This window comes from Cytobacillus spongiae (assembly GCF_021390075.1).
In genome coordinates, this window is record NZ_CP089997.1 from 2,323,930 (window position 1) to 2,339,882 (window position 15,953).

The following is a 15,953-nucleotide window of genomic DNA, read 5'->3' on the forward strand; positions in this document are numbered from 1 at the left end:
AATAGAAATCTCAAGAAAAGAACCAACAAGAGCAAATGAAAAGTTTCTCGCAGGGGTACATCCAGGTTAGCTGCCCTTTTTCACGATAAAATGATATTCAACACTCGTATCGTTCTTGTAGATTGAAACTCCCTTCTCTGGCTTGAGATAAATAGCGTGAATACGCTGTATTTGGTTTACGATGTGAAGATTTTCTCTATCCATTTCGAATGAGAGTAACACGGGAACGGAAATCATTTCAAATTCATTACACATCAAAGAACCCCTTCATATTGGTTATTTTCAATCTACCAAAAAAAGAGTATACTAACATGTAGTTGGTATACCCCAACTAACTGAAGCCCTTAGGATTTGTCCTCCAAGACTTTTTCCCTAAGGGTTTACTTATGATTAAAACCTATATATACGTGTGAATTAGCGAAATAGACATCACCACCACGATGAATGTTAGAAGATATGTATGAAAAGCAATCTTGGTGTGTGTACATCTCCTCAAGGGATATTATACCTATTTTTGTAAAATAGTGTTATCATTTTTTATTTTTTTGTTTACATCGCTAGAAGTTTATGTTAATGAAATTATCAGGTGAATTTGACAAAAACAGGTGAATCTTTTAATATATTTTATTTTCTTTCGCCATTTTTAGAAAAACCTAGAGATTTACAATAAAAAATGATCCATTGTATGGAAAACTTCCTACGATTAAACCCCTACTCCCTCTGTTCAAAAAAAATTCATAAATTACATGATCCTTTCTTTTCAATCATCAATTGATACACCTCGAATGAAAATGGTCGTCCTTTTCGATATAATCAAAAGTAACAATATTCTGAATGATCCAATTAGAAACGGAGCGATTCCATGCAAGTAGAATTTTATCCATTAGGTGATAATGGGGTTTTAATAGAGTTAGGACCATCATTTACAGAAGAAACTCATCAACATGTTCAAATGGTCGCTGCTTTTCTGGAACAAGTTGAACTTGAATGGCTAATTGAATTCAGCATTGCAGTTACTTCAGTTACGGTTTTCTATTGCCCAGTAACGATTGCAAATATGCATTCAATCAATCCCTATGAGTACGTTTGCCAATATTTCAAAAAGGCTTTAGTTACTAGTAAAACCGGAGACACAATAAAACACCGACTCATTCGAATCCCTGTTTGTTATGGAGGAGAATTTGGACCAGATTTAGAGAATGTCGCCAATTATCATCAGCTCTCAACAGAAGAAGTAATCAAGATTCACACGGAATCTGAATATTTCGTATATATGATCGGATTTGCACCTGGTTTTCCCTATTTAGGGGGATTGCCAGATACACTAGCGACTCCAAGACTAGAAACTCCTAGACTGAAAATCCCTGCAAGATCGGTAGGGATTGGCGGAGGTCAGACAGGCGTGTATCCGATTTCCACTCCTGGAGGTTGGCAAATTATCGGCTGTACCCCACTTGAACTCTTTACACCTGAAAAGGAGATACCTAGTTTATTACGATCAGGAGATAAAGTTCAGTTCTACTCGATCAGTCCATCGGATTATTCGTCTATGAGGAGGATTATCCATGATTAGAGTAAGAAAACCAGGCTTACTCTCAACCATCCAAGACTTAGGTCGAGTCGGCTATCAGAAATATGGAGTGATTGCGAGCGGTGCGATGGACTCCCTCTCCCATCGAATGGCCAACTTGCTAGTTGGAAATGATGAGAGCCTAGCCACTTTAGAACTAACATTAATTGGCCCAACCCTTGAATTTCTTGAAGATACCTTAATCTCTATATGCGGCGGGAATTTAACTCCTAGTGTGGAGGGTCGATTATTGCCAATGTATCGCCCTGTTTTGGTCAAAAAAGGGAGTATATTAACATTTGGGGTGAGTCAAAATGGAAGCCGAGCCTATCTTGCTGTAGCAGGTGGATTTTCAGTTACACAAGTAATGGGGAGCTATTCAACCTATATAATGGCAGGAATCGGAGGGTTTCGTGGTAGACCCATTCAAGCAAATGATCAACTTAAGATTGCGTCTCCAAGTCAACTGTCCAGTCATTATATTCACCTTTTATCTAAAGGTTGGAAGGATTCACCGATCATTACGCCTTCTTGGTTTGTGCGACCTTGGATCAAATGTCCTTCTTCAAATGTTTTAAGAGTAATAGAAGGAAAACAGGTTGACTGGTTCACAACCGAAACAAAAGTTCATTTTTTCTCGGATTCATTTAACGTGACCAGACAATCGGACCGAATGGGGTATCGGTTATTGGGACACCGCTTATCGAGTAATAAGACGAAAGAAATGTTATCCGAGGCTGTTACATTTGGAACTATTCAAGTCCCTAGTGATGGGAACCCAATCATTTTAGGTGCAGATAGACAAACAACTGGAGGTTATCCTAAGATTGCCCAGGTCATTTCAGTAGATCTCCCCTGTCTTGCTCAGCTAAAGCCTGGGGACTCGATTCGTTTTAAGAAAGTAAGCTTACTCGAAGCACAAACTTTGTTAATCAACAGAGAAAAATGGGTTCGTGAATTGAAGCAAGGAATCTATATGAAATGGAAGAAGGGGGAATAGTAATGCCGGTTATCGATATTAATTGTGATATGGGCGAAAGCTTTGGTGCCTATACGCTTGGAAGAGATAAAGAGATTCTTCCCTTTATTACGTCCGCAAATATCGCGTGCGGTTTTCATGCAGGGGACCCAAGGACGATGAGAAAAACAGTTCAACTTGCATTAGACCATCATGTTGGAATTGGAGCGCATCCAGGCTTACAAGATCTTGTAGGCTTTGGGAGAAGAGAAATGAGCATCTCATGTGAAGATGTCTATGATCTAGTTATCTACCAAGTTGGTGCTTTACAGGCATTTGTCCACGCTGAAGGTGGCAGCTTGCAGCATGTTAAGCCCCATGGAGCACTCTATAACTTAGCTTCAAAAAAACAGGAGCTAGCAGATGCGATTGCACGTGCTATCTATAAAATTAATCCAAAATTGATCCTTTTCGGACTAGCAAACAGCGAGTTAATCAGGGCTGGAGAAAAAATAGGGCTTCCAACAGCAAGTGAGGTATTTTCCGATCGGACGTACCAGAAAGACGGGAGTTTAACTTCAAGAAAGGATCCACATGCATTGATACATATGGAAGAGACCGCAATCAACCAAGTGATCCGGATGGTTAAAGAACAGAAAGTATCGTCCCTTCAAGGAATTGACGTACCGATAAAAGCACAAACGCTTTGTATACATGGCGACCAAGACAATGCAGTTGCGTTTGCCAGACTTATTTCGAAACAGTTAAGAAAAAATAACATTGAAATTGAACGAATTCAGCACATTATTGCTAGATAATAGAGACGCTTCTTGTAAAAAGATTAGAAAATAAACTATAACATTCACTGAAAAAAATAAAAACGGATAGAGCATTTTCTATAATTACTACCAAAAGCAAACCTCTATTTTAAACTTAATAGGAAAAGTTTCTTTAAAGCATAGGCTGTTTTCGTAAACTTTGTTTTTTTAATAGGGTTTTAAATAAATAATTCAATAGTATTATAATGGTAAAGGAGGTCGATAAAAAATGAAGAAGAACTATACAGTCCTGTTTCTTATGCTTTTTGTCGCATCTATTGCGGGTGGATTAGCATGAAAGAATCTATTTGATTATTCCATGATAGTGGGAGCTGGTTTAGGAACCATATTCCTTCTTTGTTCCGCATTTTTTGCAGGAAAATACAAAAAGACTCCAATGGCACAGTAATTATTATTGCTGTGTCTTTTTCTTTGGCCTAAGATGCTTATCTAGAGTTATTAACTCAATGAAAGACTTTCCACAATCATTACATAAATAGCGTTGTCTGAAACGATACTTACCGTTCCGCTTTACCGATGTGCTCCCACAATGAACACAACCTAAACCATGGGCAAATTTGGCTTCACAATCGCGTTTCAGTCTTTTTTTATTTTTGTCTGAAAAAATATTTTTAAGGAAAATAAATTTCATATAAAGGTGGATTTATATGCCGAAAATTGACAATATGTTAGCGATTATATGGATGCTGCGTTCAGGTGAAAAAATTACTGCCAAACAAATTTCAGAAAAGTTAGAAATTAACATAAGAACTGTGTATCGTTATATTGATACCATTTCAACAAGTGGCGTACCTATCATTTCTGAACCAGGACATAACGGTGGCTACACGTTATTGAACAATTTTATTGAAGCTCCTCTTTTTTTTGATTTTGAGGAGCAAACTTCCCTATTTCACGCTGCTGTTTTTGCAGAAGAAGCCGGATATTATGGAGGTGAAGCACTAAATAGGGCCATCTCAAAACTAAGTAAATACTCAAATCAAGAGCAGGAAACAAAGATAAACCAACATTTAACGAGTCTCGAAGTAATAAGTCGACTACGTTCTTTCTCTATGGAATCTTTTTTGAAGGAGTTAGAGCAGGCCTTAGCTGACCAGTACTCCGTAAAAATTCTTTACCATAAACGTGGCGAAAAGCAATTAAATGAGAGATTAGTCGATCCGTACAGAATGATCTATTGGAATAATAAATGGTATGTGATTGGATTTTGTCATCTTAGGAAGGATATCCGTAGTTTTAGAGTAGATCGAATGGAAAGTCTAATGCTAACCGAAAATAAGTTCAACCGGCCAGAAAATTTTTTAGCACGTGACTTTTTTATAAAAAATCTTCTTCCAACTACAGAAGGTAAGGAAGAGATTATTTCTTTGGTTATTAATGGGGATAAAAGTGTATTGGCTGATATTTGCCAACATTGGTTTTTAGGACATTATTTACATGAACGGACTTCAAATCAAGCCGTTTTTCTTCTTGAAAAAGATATAATCCATACCTATATACCTTATTTACTTTTACCGTACAATCAATCTATTAAAGTTATAGAACCAATAAGTCTTAAGAAAAGACTTATTGAAGTTCTGTCGGAATTAATAAAATTTCATCAAGAATGATAACTTCCCTGACGTTAACTGTCAGGGAAGTTTTATTATAATAAAGATATCAATTGGGATTGGAGTGTTATTGGATGCAAACAAAAAAAGTTTTTCTATATGTATTTAATACAATGTCGGACTGGGAATATGGATATTTAATTGCTGAACTAAACTCAGGAAGATATTTCAAAAAAGGTTTAGCACCTTTAAAAGTAATTACAGTAGGAGCGAATAAAGAAATGATTACTACTATGGGAGGACTGTGCATAAAACCAGATATTTCCCTTGATGAATGTACTCTTGAGAGTAAAGATCTTTTCATCTTACCAGGAGGTACTAATTGGAATGAAGAAATTCATCAACCTATCTTGGAAAGAATTGGCCAAGCTTTAGAGCTTGGCACTATTGTCTCTGCCATTTGTGGTGCAATTGAGGCCCTAGCGAATATGGGATACTTAGATACTAGAAAGCATACAAGCAATCATTTAGAATACACTAAAATGGTATGTCCCAACTATAAAGGGGAAAAGTTCTATGAGGTGGCATCTGCGGTATCAGATGCCAATTTAGTTACTGCATCAGGAATAGCACCTCTGGAATTTGCAATGGAAGTACTGAAAAAATTAGATGTAATTGCACCAGATACATTACATTCTTGGTATAACCTAAATAAGACACATAAACCTGAATACTTCTTTCAGTTAATGAATTCAATAAATAGCTGAGCTAAAAAATCAACATAGCCATTTAATATTCATTCTAATAAAAATAATGAACGAACGGAAAAGCTCACTTTCTCTCTTTTGTTTGAACAGAGAAGTTGGGCTTATTAATTTGGAAATTCCTTTTCGTTGTCATTCACATTTTCCTAACTCCACCTCAATATAGTTCTATATGGTGTTACGCATCCCGATCGTTCAATATCAGCTCCATTTTTCTACTCTTCGTTTTCATCCCAATTGTCCGATAAAATTCGATGGCAGAAGTATTTTCCTCGGATACTCCTAATTCAATACTATCAACTTTAAGGGTTCTTCCAAAATCAAAAACATGTTTAGTTAGTTTTTTTCCAATTCCTTTCTTTCGATGTGTGGCAGCAACGCATAAACTATTTATCAAAATTACTCTCCTCGCATTAATAAAAGTATTCTCAGTTACTTCTTCTTCCTTTGTCACTACAACGCCAACTATTTCATTGCCTATGATAGCCACAAAAATATGCTGTTTGTCATCATTCAATTGGCTTTCAAATAACTCTTGTTCGACTGGAGTGGAATTCTCTTTGTACACATCTGGTCTTACAAAAACGTGAAATTCATGAAGCTGACTAAATAAAGGCAACAATGACTCGTAATCGCTTTTCATAGCCTCTCTAATAAATAGATCCATCGTTTTTCTCCCCCCGATAATTGTTTTTGAATGGAATACCTACTTCCGACTCTTGCCCAAAGGATTATTCACATTCTACATGATTCTATATAAATTAGTTTTATAAGCTAATTCAAAAAGCACTCAAATATCAGAGTGCCTTTTCATTGTCATATAATGTTATTATAAAAAGGATTTCCTACTACTTCTTTACTCTGCTTTCCCGCTGAATTACTAGTTCTGCAGCCTTACATAGTCTTTCTCTAGAGATAATGATATTAAGTAGGTAGATAACAGATTGAGTGTGTACTAGTTGACCTTAATTCATGAAATATCCCTCCTGTTTGCTCTGTTAAGTTCGTAGCATTGGGATGGGAAATTGATGAGGGGGACATTCTGTTATCGATACTAGCTATTTTCCTTCTCTAAAAACGTACTTGGCATAACAACTGCGACTACTTCCCCGCGTGCACATAAGATATCATTTGCATAAACTTCGGTATGTACCTTCCATTTTTTCGGATGGATTTCTTCAACGGTTCCGACTGCCTTTAACGGTACATTTTGAGGAGTTGGTTTCAGGAAATCAACCTGTAATGAAGCAGTAACAAATCTAGGCGGCTCAACGCCATCACCTATTTTATGTCCATTTTTATGATGCAAGGCAATTGCTGCTGAGCCTGTTCCATGACAATCAATCAAAGAGGCAATAACACCTCCATAGACAAATCCAGGCAATGCCATGTGTTCTTTAGCTGGATCATAAATAGTCATCGTTCTTTCTCCATCCCAGCCCGTGCGGAAATGATGCCCACTCTCATTCATCCGGCCACACCCATAACACCAAGCAAAATCGGCAGAATATTCATCTTGGATTGCATGTACGATCTTTTCCATTTTGATCACCTCTTTTTCAGAAAATTATAACATAATCATTATTCCATTTCCTTAAATATTTGTTAGCGCTTTCTTACTTGTATCATCCTGTATTTTATTCTTCCATTAATTTCTACAAATTTTTTTATTGAAAAATAAAAGGATCCTGTGTTATTTTTGCATCAAAGGGAGGGAATGTGATGGAATTACATTATCAAAAAAATGCATTAAAGCTCACTGGTCTTGCTAGTATCATTGGGATGGTATTAGGTATATTTGCAAACTTCTTCACATAGCTCCGTTTAAACGGAGCTCTTTTTCTAAGTATACAAGTTCTTGCATCTCATATGGTCTAGATTTGAAGATCAACGAATTTTTATTACGAAGAACCCTAAATTACTTATCTCACTATCTTTACCTCTTCCATGCACTACAAGTTCCACCGCCTTTAAAGGCTGTTGTTCGTATAGATATTCTTCTTCAGCAGGCATCCACAAATCTTCCCACAAGTGACGATTTTCTTCATCATCACGTTCAATGCCTCAATAAAGTCTTAATTCTTTTGGATTTTCGACCCAAATTTTATAATGATTATAATGGTTTAATGATTGAATTAATGAATAACATCCTTTAAAATTCTAGAAGTCTAAAAATTTTTTCAATAGTAAGTGCTTTATGATCAAAAAAAACAGACAGTAGACAAACTCCATTTCTACGAGTTGTCTTCTGTCTGTTTTTGTTTATTGATATTGAACGCGGTGAAGGGTGGAGAAGATTCCTCCCTTTTGAACTAGCTCCTCGTGCGTTCCTTCTTCGGCAATTCCTTGTTCTGTGACTACGACGATTCGGTCTGCGTTTTTGATCGTTGCAAGTCGATGAGCAATTACTAATGTTGTACGGTCCTTCGCAAGTTCCACTAGTGCCTCTTGAATTATTGCTTCCGTTTCGGTGTCTAATGCGGAAGTTGCTTCATCTAAAATTAAGATCGGCGGATTTTTCAAGAACATTCGTGCAATGGCAATTCTTTGCTTCTGTCCTCCAGATAATTTCAACCCTCTTTCTCCTACCTGCGTGTCATACCCAAGCGGCAGAGAAGCGATAAATTCTTCAAGGTGGGCCCGGCGAGCTGCCTCTTGAATTAATTCATCTGTGGCATCAAGCATTCCATAAGCAATATTTTCTCTTAGGGTGCCTGTAAATAAAAAAACATCCTGTTGAACGATGCCAATTTGAGAACGCAAAGATTTCTTTGTTAAATCACGAATATCTATTCCATCAATTGAAATACTTCCCTCATTCACATCATAGAAACGAGGAATTAATGAGCAGATGGTTGATTTTCCAGCGCCGGAAGGCCCTACAAAAGCAACTGTCTCTCCTGCCCGTATTTGCAGATTGATGTGGCTGAGAACTTGCTTATGTTCATCATAGCTAAAGCTAACATCCTGGAAGGCAATATTTCCATTTAGCTTTTCAACATGAACCGCATTAGCTCGGTCCTCGACTTCTGGTTCTGTGTCCAAAAGACCAATAAATCGTTTGAATCCAGCCATTCCCTTTGGATAAAGCTCCATTAACGCACTGATTTTATCAATTGGTTTAAATAACACATTCACATATAATACGAAACTGATTAACTCACCATAGGTTAATTGATTTTGAAAGCTTAGCCAAGCACCATAGATTAATACGACTAGAATAATTAATCGTGTCAGCATATATATGCCCGATAAACTGAAGGACATAATTCGATAGGCATCTAATTTTGCATAGCGGTATTTATGATTATCCTTCTTAAATCTACTGATCTCATAATCTTCATTTGTAAATGATTGGACGACACGAACGCCAGACACACTATCTTCTACACGGGCATTGACATCAGCTATATCTCCGTACATGCGCGTCCAGGCTTGATTCATTTTCAGATTACAGTAAACAATTAACCAGATTAAAAATGGAATGATGATAAAGGTAACAACCGCTAATTTAAAGTTAATCGTGAACATGATCCAAAACGCACCGAAAATGGTCATGATCGCAATAAATGCATCCTCTGGTCCGTGATGGGCTAACTCACCAAGATCAAATAAGTCGTTCGTAATTCGGCTCATCAGATGGCCTGTTTTCGTATTATCGAAAAATCGAAAGGATTGTTTTTGAATATGAGTGAATAGCTGCTGTCTCATATCTGTTTCAATATTAATCCCAAGCTTATGTCCCCAATAATTCACTATGTATTGCAGAAATGTACTCATAATGTATAAGGTTAATAGACCCGCACCAACTGAAATAATGGCTGACCAATTGCTTGTTGGAAGTAAACGATCGATAAACCATTGGACCGCAAGTGGGAAGGCTAACTCAAACAGCGCTACAATAACCGCACTGCTAAAGTCTAAGACAAACAATTTTTTATAAGGCTTGTAATAAGAATAAAATCGACTAATCATCCAAACTTCTCCCTAAATTTTATATATTAGGATTATATGTAAAAATCAATTTTTTTACAAATACAAACAAATTTCAGAATATTCAAACCGAACGAAAAGCCCCCGAAATAGGAGGCCTTTCTTTACATTTACATCAATTGAATGTACTTGCTATGATAACGTGTGACTATCTTTTCAACAAAGGCCTCACAGCGACCTATATCTTGTAACTGTGGAGATAGCTCAATTTTTAACGTAACAGCCAAATTCGTCTGTGTCTGTAGTAAGTCTTTCATCACATCCACAGCCCCGCAATATTTGGGATAGAAGCAATCTCCTGTTCCAAATACACCTGTTATTAAGGAAGGAAAGGGCTCCTTTTCGATTCTTTGATACAGTGGCCACATCGATTCTGGCAATTCCCCATCTCCCCATGTATATGTGCCGATTAATAATGCGTCATATTCATCCATACGGGCAAGGTCAAATTCATGGATCGAATACAGATCTACATGATTTTCCTCCTGGTAGAATTGTTGAAATAATAGTTCTGCTACTTCCTTTGTATTTCCACTAATGGACGTATACACAATGGCTATTTTCATAGTTCATCAAATCCATTGGACTTAGATACTTTCGTGTAATTCCTTGGCTTCTGTTCAAAGAAATCCGTTTTTGTATCATTCATCATTTCATCACTAAAAACACGGATCCAAGGCATCGGATTTTCTCGCTCTGGGTATATATTTGATAGACCTAGCTGCCGAACTCGTTTATTCGCGAGATATTCTACATATTGTTCAAATTCACCTAAATCAATTCCTTGAATATCTTTTAGAATATGATTCGCCCATTCTTTTTCTAGCTTCACCGCTTCATCTATGGATTGATAGATAAATTGAATATTATCTTCAGTATGGATACGTTTATTTTCGGTTAATAGAATTCGAATAAACTGTGTCATAAAGTAGGCATGCTGCATTTCATCTCTTTGAATGTAGCTAATCATCGTACTTGTTTTTAACATTTTCTGTTGCCTTGCTAAATGATAGAAAAAAGCGAATCCTGCGTAAAAATAAATGCCTTCTAAATTAATGGAGTGAATAGCCAGCTCAAATAAATGTTGTGGAGTCGGTTCATTTCGAAATTTTTCATATGCGCCTAAAATTACTCCGTTTCGTTTGAGGAGAATCGGATCCTTCTTTACCTCTTCAAAGCGAGCTTTTTGCTCATCAGTAGGAATTAATGAACTAAATATATAAGAATATGACTCATTATGCACAGCTTCCTGCTGGGAAATCACCGCAAATATCGCTTTAAAGCTGGAATCAGTAATATAGTCCATTACCTGCGACATCGTCGGTGTTTGCAAGCTATCCAATGAGGCAAGACTTGTATTAATCCTCAAAAACACATCTTTTTCCGTGCTGTTTAAATCATCCCATTGTTTGATATCATCTTGCATGTTTATTTCCTGTGCCTTCCAAAAATTCGCAAGTAAGGTTTGGTACATTTGATACATTTGTGGATAGGCGATATCATTCCAGTTTAAAATCCCTGAGCATTTCCCATTGATGACACCAGTTGCTTTATTCGGATATTCTGGGTTTAATAGTTTTATTTTAGTTAATACTTGGTGGGCTTCCATTTGAATTCCTCCTTTTCGCTACTGATGGCGTTAACTATGGCAAGCTTCACATTCTTCAATTTCCCCTTGAGATGTACTTCTTACATAGTAAGTTGTTTTTAACCCTAACTTCCATGCATCTATATGGAGCTGCAGCAATTCTTTCGCTTTAATATCATGTCGCACATATATATTAAAGCTGATCGATTGGTCAATATGTCGTTGTCTAGCTGCATTTTGTCTAATACTCCAATGCTGGTTTAGCTCATGGCGTGCTTTCATATAGTATGGATACGTATTGTGCGTGAGCTCTGGAGCAGTCACTTTAAACTTGAAGTTCTTCTTTTCTTCTGCAAATTCAACCGCATACAACGGATCAATTCCATCGGTTGAACCACCAATCTTTGCAGTTGAGGAATTCGGGGCAACCGCAAGTAACCAGCCATTTCGCATTCCATATTGTTGTATATCTTCTTTTAGATTTTCCCATCTAGCTGATGTATAGCCCTTCCGGTTAAAATATGTCCCTGTTTCCCATTCAGAGCCTTCGAATCTTGCATATGCTCCTTTTTCTTTTGCCATTTCCATGGAAGATTGAATGGCATGATAGGCAATGTCTTCATACAGCTTATCCGCATATGCGACCGCTTCTTCGGACTCCCAATGGATTCCATTTACTGCGAGTAAATGATGCCAGCCAAACGTCCCTAGCCCAATTGCTCGATACGTTTCATTTGTTTTTCTAGCTTGGCCTACACTTAGATGGTTTATATCAATTACATTATCTAGCATTCGAACTTGAATCCGTATCAATCGATCCAACACCTCTGCCTTCACTGCATTTGGAAGATGAATGGACGAGAGATTGCATACGACAAAGTCCCCTGGTTTTCTTACGATTACGATATTTCCTTCTTCATCTTCGTATTCATTCTGGATCGTTGTAGGAGACATATTTTGTGTAATTTCCGTGCATAAATTACTACAGTAGATAGATGTTTTCCCTATTCCCATTAGATGCTTATTCGGATTTTGTCGATTAACTTCATCACGATAAAACATATAAGGTGTACCTGATTCAAGTTGTGCGACCATTATTCTTGCCATTATATCCATTGCACGGTACGTTTTGCGAGGCAGAAGTGGGTGATTCATCGCTTCTATATATTTGTCAGTAAACCACTTACGGTCTGTTTCATCGTAGAAATCTTCAAGTCCTAAAGCCTGTCCATTTTCATCCTTCCATCCCATTATTTGCTTTACCTGATGCGGACAAAATGTATGCCATTCCCCAATGCTTCTTCCATTTTCATCAAGCTCTTGCAGCTTTTTCATAAATAAATCCGGAATTGTAACACCTGTAAAAATGTCATGTGCCTTCCGGCGTTCGTCCCCATTATTTGTCTTCAAATCGAGGAATCCATTCATAATATCCTTATGAAACACATCTAAATAGACGGCAATTGCCCCTTGCCTCTGACCAAGCTGATCCACACTCACAGCTGTGTCATTCACTAACCGAATCCAAGGAACTACGCCAGATGAATTCCCTTTAAACTTCTTAATATCTGAACCTAGCGCTCGTACCTTTCCATAGTAAAGGCCAATTCCTCCACCATCTTTACTTAAACGAGCAATATCCCAATTGTTTAAATATATTCCATCTAGCGAATCATCCACTGTGTCAATAAAACAAGAAGACAGCTGTCCATATGACTTACCTGCATTTGAAAGGGTTGGAGTTGCGACGGTCATATATAAATTACTTAATGCCCAGTATGCTTCTTTTACAAGCTCTAATCGTTGATCTTTTGATTCATTTCTCATTAAATCCATTGCAATTAACATAAATCGCTCTTGTGGAAGCTCATAGATGTTCTTTTCATAATCTTTTGCTAAATAGCGATCGGCTAACAAGAAGATCCCAATATAATTAAATAAGGAATCTTTCTCCGGATTGATCGTCTTTCCTAGCTCTTCAATCTCAGGCTTGCTATATGTTTCTACTATCACGCGTGAATAAACACCAATCTCTGTTAAATGTTGAATTAATCGATAAAAATCCCCGTATTTTGTTTCAGCAGAATACCCCCTCACTGCTGCCACCTTTTCATACAAGCTTTGTATGTATACTCTAGCAGCTAGGTACGTCCAATTGGGCTTATCCATTGATATTTCATTCAATGCATAGTATAAAGCTGCTTCTTGGATTGAAGATGAATTTTTTCCAATTAACTCCTCCTCGAGGTCTGATGTATTGACACCGTATTCAATTGAAAAACGCTTTACTGTTTCTAAGACTTGATTTAAGTCTGATTTCAACTGTTGCATGATTGGTCCCCCTATTATCTTTTTATCCTTCTCGCTTTTGCTTGATCATATAGCTCTTTTTCTTTAACCGTTTGCGGAACGATTTGAGGCACTTGGCTTGGTTTTCCTTTTTCATCAATCGCAACCATGGTTAACATGCTTTCAGTTGTTAGCCTACGTTCCCTTGTATCTAAATGTTCACACTCGACTTTTACGTAGACCTCCATAGACGTTTTTCCGGTGTAAACTACAACACCCTCTAGCGTTAAAATATCCCCAACTCTAGCAGATGAAAGGAAATTGACTCGATCAATCGAGGCTGTTACAACGACTTTTTGACTATGCTTCATAGCGGCAACAGCAGCAATTTCGTCAATGTACGACAAAACCGTTCCTCCAAAGATTGTTCCCATATGATTTGTATCAGGGGGTAAAACTAACTTCGTCTGAATTGTTCTAGATACGTCGGTAGATAGTTGTTCGATCATACTTCTCCTCTTTTCTAACAATAGTTTTCGATTATTGCGGCAGGAGAATTGGGTTTTGCACAATAAAAAGCCCATCACTCAAATTGAGGATGGGCTATAAAAGGCGCAGAATATATATCATAGATAACGAATCGACCTATCTAATCATCATACCCTCGTCTTTACCTTCCCAATTCCCGAAGAAGATAACACGCTTTAAAGAAGGCAGGTCTCCTGACTCGCGATCATCCTACTAAAAGCCCTTCCCATCAAACGACAGTGGATACTTTATTCGTCACGCTTACAGTTGCGGGGACAGTTCTGGATTTCCACCAGATTCCCTATTAAGTCTATTCAGACACCTTCATTAACGGTTATTAACCATATATAGTATTACAAACAGTACTTTGTACTAAATATTGTGTTGTTTTGAGTATAATATAATCTACAACATTTGACAATCATTTTTTAGTAGTTCTACAGGCACATACTGGAGCAGTTACGATATACGTTCAATTACTCCTTAAAAATCTCTTCACTTTCTCTATTTATGGATTTTTTTTCATTCTTGGGGAAATCTATACATGACAATTAATCTATCATACATGGCATAAGGAAGGGTTATGAATACACATCATTCACAAACACATCCCCGGTTTCAAAAAGCTCTTTTAACCAAATATGGAACGAATATTATTCATCAACGTAACCCATATATAATTGCTTGGTGGTCTGCTGCATTACCTGGTTTTGGACATATTTTGCTCGGAAAGCATCTCCGAGGAATTATTCTCTTTATGTGGGAAATACTTGTAAATACACAATCCAATATTAATATTGCTATTGTGCACTCGTTTACTGGCGATTGGTCTAAAGCAGGACAAATCCTCGATAAGCAATGGATGTTGCTTTATATCCCTGTCTATCTTTTTTCCATATGGGATAGCTACCGCTCAGCAATTAGTCTTAACAAGATCGCCGTGTTAAGTAATTTAAGTTCTAGTGGATTCACCATTTCTGGTATGGCCATCAATTACTACAATAAAAACATTCCTCTAAACGCAGTACTTTGGTCCATGCTCTTACCTGGGCTCGGGCAACTGTATAATTTTCAAATTATTAATAGTTTTTTTCTATTGCTATGGACCTTAATCATATTCTATTTTTCAAACTTCTTGGAATCCATTTATTACCTCTTCATAGGAAACCCTCTCCAAATGATTCAGGTGATAAACAAAGAATGGTTTATGTTTATTCCATCTGTCTATGGGTTCGCTATTTATGATGCATACATAAATACCGTAGAGCAAAATAAATTATACATCCTTGATCAAAAACAATGGCTTCGCAAAACCTATCAAAAGCATTTGATTGGCATCACACAGCAAAAATAAGGATAGAACATGGCAGTAAGATCATAGAAAGGAAGGTGAGATGATGCTTGTATTCTCTACTTTTGAGAGTTCCCCTTATGTAGAACTTGCATTATCTGCACTTGAAGAATATGGAATCGACAATGAGCAAATTCTTGCTGTCCCATTAGATAATCGCAAACAAGAACGCAGGCTATTTGACACCCTTCATAAGTCAGATGGAGTTAGTTTATTTGATAAAGGAGCTGCACTTGGAACGGCTCTTTCTGTTATCGGAGCAAGCATTGGCTTCAATTTAAAATGGGGACCTATTTATTGGGGGCTGATTGGTGCAGCAGTTGGATTTTTAATTGGTTTTTTAATTGACGTTTATATCCATAAGGTTGTTCATAAGCAAAAGCGACTATTAAAAGGAAAAACTTCAGAAATCGTGCTTGTTATTGAATGCGAGCAGAAACAGCTAGACTTTGTCGAAAGGACACTTTGGGAACATTTTGCTATTGGAGTGTCTTCCATTCAAAAGTAAGGATCAAAAGGAGTC

16 protein-coding genes, 1 pseudogene and 1 riboswitch are annotated in these 15,953 nt (G+C 37.2%); of the genes and pseudogenes, 7 read left to right on the forward strand and 10 right to left on the reverse strand.

The window, feature by feature from the left end:
• Positions 1 to 66: 66 nt before the first annotated feature.
• Positions 67 to 255 carry a hypothetical protein gene (locus LS684_RS11730; RefSeq protein WP_233806188.1) on the reverse strand — a complete coding sequence of 63 codons (189 nt, stop codon included), beginning with the start codon at positions 253 to 255 and terminating at the stop codon, positions 67 to 69.
• 607 nt (positions 256 to 862) lie between these two features.
• On the opposite strand from LS684_RS11730, the gene pxpB reads away from it, so the two are divergent.
• The 3 genes from pxpB to LS684_RS11745 are packed head-to-tail and all read left to right on the forward strand — an operon-like array spanning position 863 to position 3,346.
• The gene (gene pxpB, locus LS684_RS11735; RefSeq protein ID WP_233806190.1) at positions 863 to 1,573 is read left to right on the forward strand and encodes a 5-oxoprolinase subunit PxpB; all 711 of its coding nucleotides are present in this window, start codon (positions 863 to 865) and stop codon (positions 1,571 to 1,573) included.
• A complete protein-coding gene (locus LS684_RS11740; RefSeq protein WP_284701559.1) occupies positions 1,566 to 2,570 on the forward strand; it encodes a 5-oxoprolinase subunit C family protein in 1,005 nt (334 codons plus the stop codon). Before pxpB ends, LS684_RS11740 begins: the two co-directional genes overlap by 8 nt.
• A 2-nt stretch (positions 2,571 to 2,572) precedes the next feature.
• On the forward strand, positions 2,573 to 3,346 hold the full coding sequence (locus tag LS684_RS11745) for a LamB/YcsF family protein (protein ID WP_233806192.1): 774 nt from the start codon (positions 2,573 to 2,575) through the stop codon (positions 3,344 to 3,346).
• A gap of 460 nt (positions 3,347 to 3,806) precedes the next feature.
• Here the strand turns inward: LS684_RS11745 and LS684_RS11750 are convergent.
• Positions 3,807 to 3,965: pseudogene (locus tag LS684_RS11750) on the reverse strand (IS1/IS1595 family N-terminal zinc-binding domain-containing protein); the annotation flags it as partial.
• A 49-nt stretch (positions 3,966 to 4,014) separates the two neighbouring features.
• Here LS684_RS11750 and LS684_RS11755 point away from each other — a divergent pair.
• Both LS684_RS11755 and LS684_RS11760 read left to right on the forward strand, forming a co-directional pair.
• Positions 4,015 to 4,977 (forward strand): helix-turn-helix transcriptional regulator, encoded by a 963-nt coding sequence (locus LS684_RS11755; protein ID WP_233806194.1) that lies wholly within the window; start codon positions 4,015 to 4,017, stop codon positions 4,975 to 4,977.
• 74 nt (positions 4,978 to 5,051) lie between these two features.
• Positions 5,052 to 5,684: a type 1 glutamine amidotransferase family protein gene (locus LS684_RS11760; RefSeq protein ID WP_233806196.1), complete on the forward strand. Its 633-nt coding sequence runs from the start codon at positions 5,052 to 5,054 to the stop codon at positions 5,682 to 5,684.
• 175 nt (positions 5,685 to 5,859) lie between these two features.
• Here the strand turns inward: LS684_RS11760 and LS684_RS11765 are convergent, their stop codons facing one another.
• The 8 genes from LS684_RS11765 to LS684_RS11795 all read right to left on the reverse strand — a co-directional run bounded on the left by LS684_RS11765 (position 5,860) and on the right by LS684_RS11795 (position 14,060).
• On the reverse strand, positions 5,860 to 6,348 hold the full coding sequence (locus LS684_RS11765; protein WP_233806198.1) for a GNAT family N-acetyltransferase: 489 nt from the start codon (positions 6,346 to 6,348) through the stop codon (positions 5,860 to 5,862).
• Positions 6,349 to 6,735: 387 nt separating this feature from the next.
• Positions 6,736 to 7,224, reverse strand: a complete 489-nt coding sequence (locus tag LS684_RS11770; RefSeq protein ID WP_233806200.1) for a PaaI family thioesterase — start codon at positions 7,222 to 7,224, stop codon at positions 6,736 to 6,738.
• A gap of 344 nt (positions 7,225 to 7,568) precedes the next feature.
• A complete protein-coding gene (locus LS684_RS24120) occupies positions 7,569 to 7,694 on the reverse strand; it encodes a hypothetical protein (RefSeq protein WP_267930213.1) in 126 nt (41 codons plus the stop codon).
• 249 nt (positions 7,695 to 7,943) lie between these two features.
• Positions 7,944 to 9,656, reverse strand: a complete 1,713-nt coding sequence (locus LS684_RS11775) for an ABC transporter ATP-binding protein (RefSeq protein ID WP_233806202.1) — start codon at positions 9,654 to 9,656, stop codon at positions 7,944 to 7,946.
• Positions 9,657 to 9,784: 128 nt separating this feature from the next.
• Complete coding sequence (locus LS684_RS11780) at positions 9,785 to 10,240, reverse strand: flavodoxin domain-containing protein (protein ID WP_233806204.1); 456 nt, start codon at positions 10,238 to 10,240, stop codon at positions 9,785 to 9,787.
• Entirely contained in the window at positions 10,237 to 11,283 is a 1,047-nt protein-coding gene (locus tag LS684_RS11785) for a ribonucleotide-diphosphate reductase subunit beta (RefSeq protein ID WP_233806207.1), read from the reverse strand. Before LS684_RS11785 ends, LS684_RS11780 begins: the two co-directional genes overlap by 4 nt.
• A 30-nt stretch (positions 11,284 to 11,313) precedes the next feature.
• Entirely contained in the window at positions 11,314 to 13,593 is a 2,280-nt protein-coding gene (locus LS684_RS11790) for a ribonucleoside-diphosphate reductase subunit alpha (RefSeq protein WP_233806209.1), read from the reverse strand.
• Positions 13,594 to 13,607: 14 nt separating this feature from the next.
• Positions 13,608 to 14,060 (reverse strand): acyl-CoA thioesterase, encoded by a 453-nt coding sequence (locus tag LS684_RS11795; RefSeq protein WP_233806211.1) that lies wholly within the window; start codon positions 14,058 to 14,060, stop codon positions 13,608 to 13,610.
• Positions 14,061 to 14,246: 186 nt separating this feature from the next.
• Positions 14,247 to 14,420, reverse strand: a riboswitch (cobalamin riboswitch).
• A gap of 242 nt (positions 14,421 to 14,662) precedes the next feature.
• Here LS684_RS11795 and LS684_RS11800 point away from each other — a divergent pair.
• Positions 14,663 to 15,433 (forward strand): hypothetical protein, encoded by a 771-nt coding sequence (locus tag LS684_RS11800; RefSeq protein ID WP_233806213.1) that lies wholly within the window; start codon positions 14,663 to 14,665, stop codon positions 15,431 to 15,433.
• Between the two features lie 40 nt (positions 15,434 to 15,473).
• A complete protein-coding gene (locus tag LS684_RS11805) occupies positions 15,474 to 15,938 on the forward strand; it encodes a glycine zipper family protein (RefSeq protein ID WP_349293053.1) in 465 nt (154 codons plus the stop codon).
• Positions 15,939 to 15,953 lie beyond the last annotated feature (15 nt).

What these genes read in the sequence shown, in the direction of transcription:
- LS684_RS11775 (WP_233806202.1), bottom strand. Translation starts at nt 9,656, where the DNA reads ATGATTAGTCGATTTTATTCTTATTACAAGCCTTATAAAAAATTGTTT.
- LS684_RS11770 (WP_233806200.1), bottom strand. Translation starts at nt 7,224, where the DNA reads ATGGAAAAGATCGTACATGCAATCCAAGATGAATATTCTGCCGATTTT.
- LS684_RS11745 (WP_233806192.1), top strand. Translation starts at nt 2,573, where the DNA reads ATGCCGGTTATCGATATTAATTGTGATATGGGCGAAAGCTTTGGTGCC.
- LS684_RS11785 (WP_233806207.1), bottom strand. Translation starts at nt 11,283, where the DNA reads ATGGAAGCCCACCAAGTATTAACTAAAATAAAACTATTAAACCCAGAA.
- LS684_RS11795 (WP_233806211.1), bottom strand. Translation starts at nt 14,060, where the DNA reads ATGATCGAACAACTATCTACCGACGTATCTAGAACAATTCAGACGAAG.
- LS684_RS11755 (WP_233806194.1), top strand. Translation starts at nt 4,015, where the DNA reads ATGCCGAAAATTGACAATATGTTAGCGATTATATGGATGCTGCGTTCA.
- LS684_RS11760 (WP_233806196.1), top strand. Translation starts at nt 5,052, where the DNA reads ATGCAAACAAAAAAAGTTTTTCTATATGTATTTAATACAATGTCGGAC.
- LS684_RS11730 (WP_233806188.1), bottom strand. Translation starts at nt 255, where the DNA reads ATGTGTAATGAATTTGAAATGATTTCCGTTCCCGTGTTACTCTCATTC.
- LS684_RS11740 (WP_284701559.1), top strand. Translation starts at nt 1,566, where the DNA reads ATGATTAGAGTAAGAAAACCAGGCTTACTCTCAACCATCCAAGACTTA.
- LS684_RS11765 (WP_233806198.1), bottom strand. Translation starts at nt 6,348, where the DNA reads ATGGATCTATTTATTAGAGAGGCTATGAAAAGCGATTACGAGTCATTG.
- LS684_RS11780 (WP_233806204.1), bottom strand. Translation starts at nt 10,240, where the DNA reads ATGAAAATAGCCATTGTGTATACGTCCATTAGTGGAAATACAAAGGAA.
- LS684_RS11790 (WP_233806209.1), bottom strand. Translation starts at nt 13,593, where the DNA reads ATGCAACAGTTGAAATCAGACTTAAATCAAGTCTTAGAAACAGTAAAG.
- LS684_RS24120 (WP_267930213.1), bottom strand. Translation starts at nt 7,694, where the DNA reads ATGCCTGCTGAAGAAGAATATCTATACGAACAACAGCCTTTAAAGGCG.
- LS684_RS11805 (WP_349293053.1), top strand. Translation starts at nt 15,474, where the DNA reads ATGATGCTTGTATTCTCTACTTTTGAGAGTTCCCCTTATGTAGAACTT.
- LS684_RS11800 (WP_233806213.1), top strand. Translation starts at nt 14,663, where the DNA reads ATGAATACACATCATTCACAAACACATCCCCGGTTTCAAAAAGCTCTT.
- pxpB (WP_233806190.1), top strand. Translation starts at nt 863, where the DNA reads ATGCAAGTAGAATTTTATCCATTAGGTGATAATGGGGTTTTAATAGAG.